This window comes from Mesorhizobium sp. M7A.F.Ca.CA.002.04.1.1, assembly GCF_004022805.1.
Taxonomy (GTDB): Bacteria; Pseudomonadota; Alphaproteobacteria; order Rhizobiales; family Rhizobiaceae; genus Mesorhizobium; species Mesorhizobium ciceri.
Genome location: NZ_RZPL01000729.1, coordinates 1 through 2,779, shown reverse-complemented (window position 1 = coordinate 2,779; position 2,779 = coordinate 1). Strand labels below are relative to the sequence as shown.

Annotated in this window: 3 protein-coding genes and 1 pseudogene; all 4 read left to right on the top strand. The window is 64.6% G+C overall.

What is annotated here, in order from left to right:
- Positions 1-170 (top strand): annotated as a pseudogene (locus ENZ75_RS35370) (class I SAM-dependent methyltransferase); the annotation flags it as partial.
- A gap of 105 nt (positions 171-275) precedes the next feature.
- Positions 276-1,070 carry a peptidoglycan editing factor PgeF gene (gene pgeF / locus ENZ75_RS27505; RefSeq protein ID WP_027162151.1) on the top strand — a complete coding sequence of 265 codons (795 nt, stop codon included), beginning with the start codon at positions 276-278 and terminating at the stop codon, positions 1,068-1,070.
- Complete coding sequence (locus tag ENZ75_RS27500; RefSeq protein ID WP_013530004.1) at positions 1,070-2,221, top strand: Xaa-Pro peptidase family protein; 1,152 nt, start codon at positions 1,070-1,072, stop codon at positions 2,219-2,221. The genes pgeF and ENZ75_RS27500 overlap by 1 nt, the downstream gene beginning before the upstream one ends.
- A gap of 43 nt (positions 2,222-2,264) precedes the next feature.
- The coding region (locus ENZ75_RS27495; RefSeq protein ID WP_128278458.1) for a hypothetical protein at positions 2,265-2,779 on the top strand (515 nt) is incomplete at its 3' end.

Here is a 2,779-nt window from a genome sequence, read left to right as displayed (position 1 = left end):
TCCTCGAGCGCGCCGGCCGCCTTGGCGCCGATGCCGGTCAGGCGGCGCGCGAAAGGATCGCCGGCGACGTCGAGCGCCTCGCCGGGCCGCAAGCCATGGGCGAGCTGTTCAAGGTGCTTGCGGTGCTGCCTCGCGGCGTGGCGGTTCGGCCCTTTGCCGAGGCGGATTGACTTTTTACCGCCGCCCCTCCCAATCTCCCGTCCGCGCTTTGCAGCCTGTTCTCGACCAAGCACCTTCTTCTTGACGAAACCGCCCACACGGACAACAACGCCCGCATGCTGAATCAGACCAAACCGGATCCCGTTCGGTCGCCGCTGCTGGACGAGGCGCAGGCACAAGGCATCCGCCACGGCTATTTCACCCGCGTCGGCGGTGTTTCCGGCGGCATCTATCAGGGCCTCAACATCGGCACCGGATCGAATGACGACCAGACGCTGGTTGCCGAGAACCGCGCCCGTGTCGCTGCCTGGATGGGCGTGCCGGCAAGCCATCTGTTGACCGCCTGGCAAATCCATTCGCCCGATGTCGTCATTGCCAGGGAGCCCTTTGCCGGCGAGCGCCCCAAGGCGGACGCCATCGTCACCGATCGGCCGGGCATCGCCATCGGCGCCTCGACCGCCGATTGCGGTCCCGTGCTGTTCGCTGATGCGCAGGCGCGCATCATCGGCGCTGCGCATGCCGGCTGGAAAGGCGCGTTCACCGGCGTGCTCGAAAACACCATCCTGGCGATGGAAAGCCTCGGCGCCCGGCGCCAAAACATCGTCGCCGTGCTAGGCCCCTCCATCGGCCCGCGAAACTACGAGGTCGGCCCGGAATTCGTCGCCCGCTTTGTCGAATCCGACGCCGAAAACATCCTCTATTTCGCTCCGTCCGCCAATGCCGGCCATGCGATGTTCGACCTCAACCGCTACACGGTTGACCGGCTGGCCAAGGCAGGCGTGACGGCTGAGGGCCTCGACCGCTGCACTTACGCTGAGGAAGGCCTGTTCTACTCCTATCGGCGCACCACGCATCGCAAGGAGCCCGATTACGGCCGGCAGGTTTCGGCAATTGTCTTGGAGAGGGAATAATGGCGCTGCATTTTGAACGATCTGAATTTGACGCGCGGCGCGACCGGCTGATCATCGAGATGGCCGAAAAGAAGCTCGACGCCATCCTGCTGTTCGCGCAGGAAAGCATGTATTGGCTGACCGGCTACGACACGTTCGGCTTCTGCTTCTTCCAGTGCCTGGTGGTCAAGGCCGACGGTTCGATGGTGCTTCTGACCCGCTCGGCCGACCTGCGCCAGGCACGTCAGACCTCGATTATCGACAACATCGTCTTGTGGACCGACCGCAACGGCGCCAATCCCGCGGTCGACCTGCGCAATCTGCTCAACGAACTCGACCTGCTCGGCGCCCGCATCGGTGTCGAATATGACACCCACGGCCTGACCGCCTTCAACGGCCGCCGCCTGGACGAGCAGTTGCAGACCTTCGGCCAGATCGCCGATGCGTCCGGCATTGTCGGCCGGCTGCGCCTGTTCAAGAGCCCGGCCGAGATAGCCAAGGCCGAGAAGGCCGCCAATCTCTCCGACGATGCGCTCGACGCGGCACTGCCGCTGATCAAGCAAGGCGGCGACGAAGCTCTGATCCTGGCCGCCATGCAGGGCGCGATCTTCGCCGGCGGCGGCGACTATCCGGCCAACGAGTTCATCATCGGCTCCGGCGTCGATGCGCTGCTGTGCCGCTACAAGGCCGGCCGCCGCAAGCTCACCAAGAACGACCAGCTGACGCTCGAATGGGCCGGCGTCTTCAACCACTACCATGCGCCGATGATGCGCACGGTGCTGACCGGCAAGGTGTCGAAGCGCCATCAGGAACTGTTCGACGCCGCCCGCGCAGCACTCCTGGCTGTCGAGAAGGCGATGATGCCGGGCAACAGCTTCGGCGACGTCTTCGATGCGCATGCCCGCACCATGGAGGCACACGGCCTGACCAAGCACCGGCTGAACGCCTGCGGCTATTCGGTCGGCGCCCGCTTCACCCCGTCCTGGATGGACATGCCGATGTTCTACCAGGGCAATCCCGAACCGATCGCGCCCAACATGACGCTGTTCGCCCATATGATCATCATGGACTCCGACACCGAGACGGCGATGACGCTTGGCCGCACCTACCTGACCACCGAATCCCAGCCCAGGCCGCTGTCCCGCCATGATCTCGACTTGATCGTAAAGTGAATCCACAGTGGGAGGCGTTCTTCGCCAAGGAGTTAGAAGGCAAATGAGACGATCGCATGTGACGACCGTGTCATTGCTTGTGGCATTGGCTCTTGCCGCCTGCACCAACGCAAAGGACGTGCTCGAACCGTCGGCGATCACCCCGCCGGCGACGTCGACCCAGACGCTGCCCGCAACGTCAGGCAACACGGCGGCAACGGTTCCGGCCGGGCCCGCCACCAGCACGTCTGGCGCTCCCGCAACCGCCGCCGCACCGGTCACATCAGCCCAAAGCGCTGCCATCCTGTCGAAGACCCGCTTGCAGATCGCGCCGATCGTCGGCGCTTCGGTGGAAGCTGCGACACCTCTGACGGCGGAGTTGCAGACCCGTGCCAGGCAGCGCGGCATCACTCTCGCCGGCAGCGCCGACCAGACCGTGACACATGTGCTGAAAGGCTATTTCTCGACGATGTCGGAAGGCGCCGACACCACCGTCATCTATGTCTGGGACGTCTATGACCCCGCTGGCAACCGGCTGCACCGCATCAATGGCCAGCAGAAGGCTCCGTCGGTCAATTC

What these genes read in the sequence shown, in the direction of transcription:
- pgeF (WP_027162151.1), top strand. Translation starts at nt 276, where the DNA reads ATGCTGAATCAGACCAAACCGGATCCCGTTCGGTCGCCGCTGCTGGAC.
- ENZ75_RS27500 (WP_013530004.1), top strand. Translation starts at nt 1,070, where the DNA reads ATGGCGCTGCATTTTGAACGATCTGAATTTGACGCGCGGCGCGACCGG.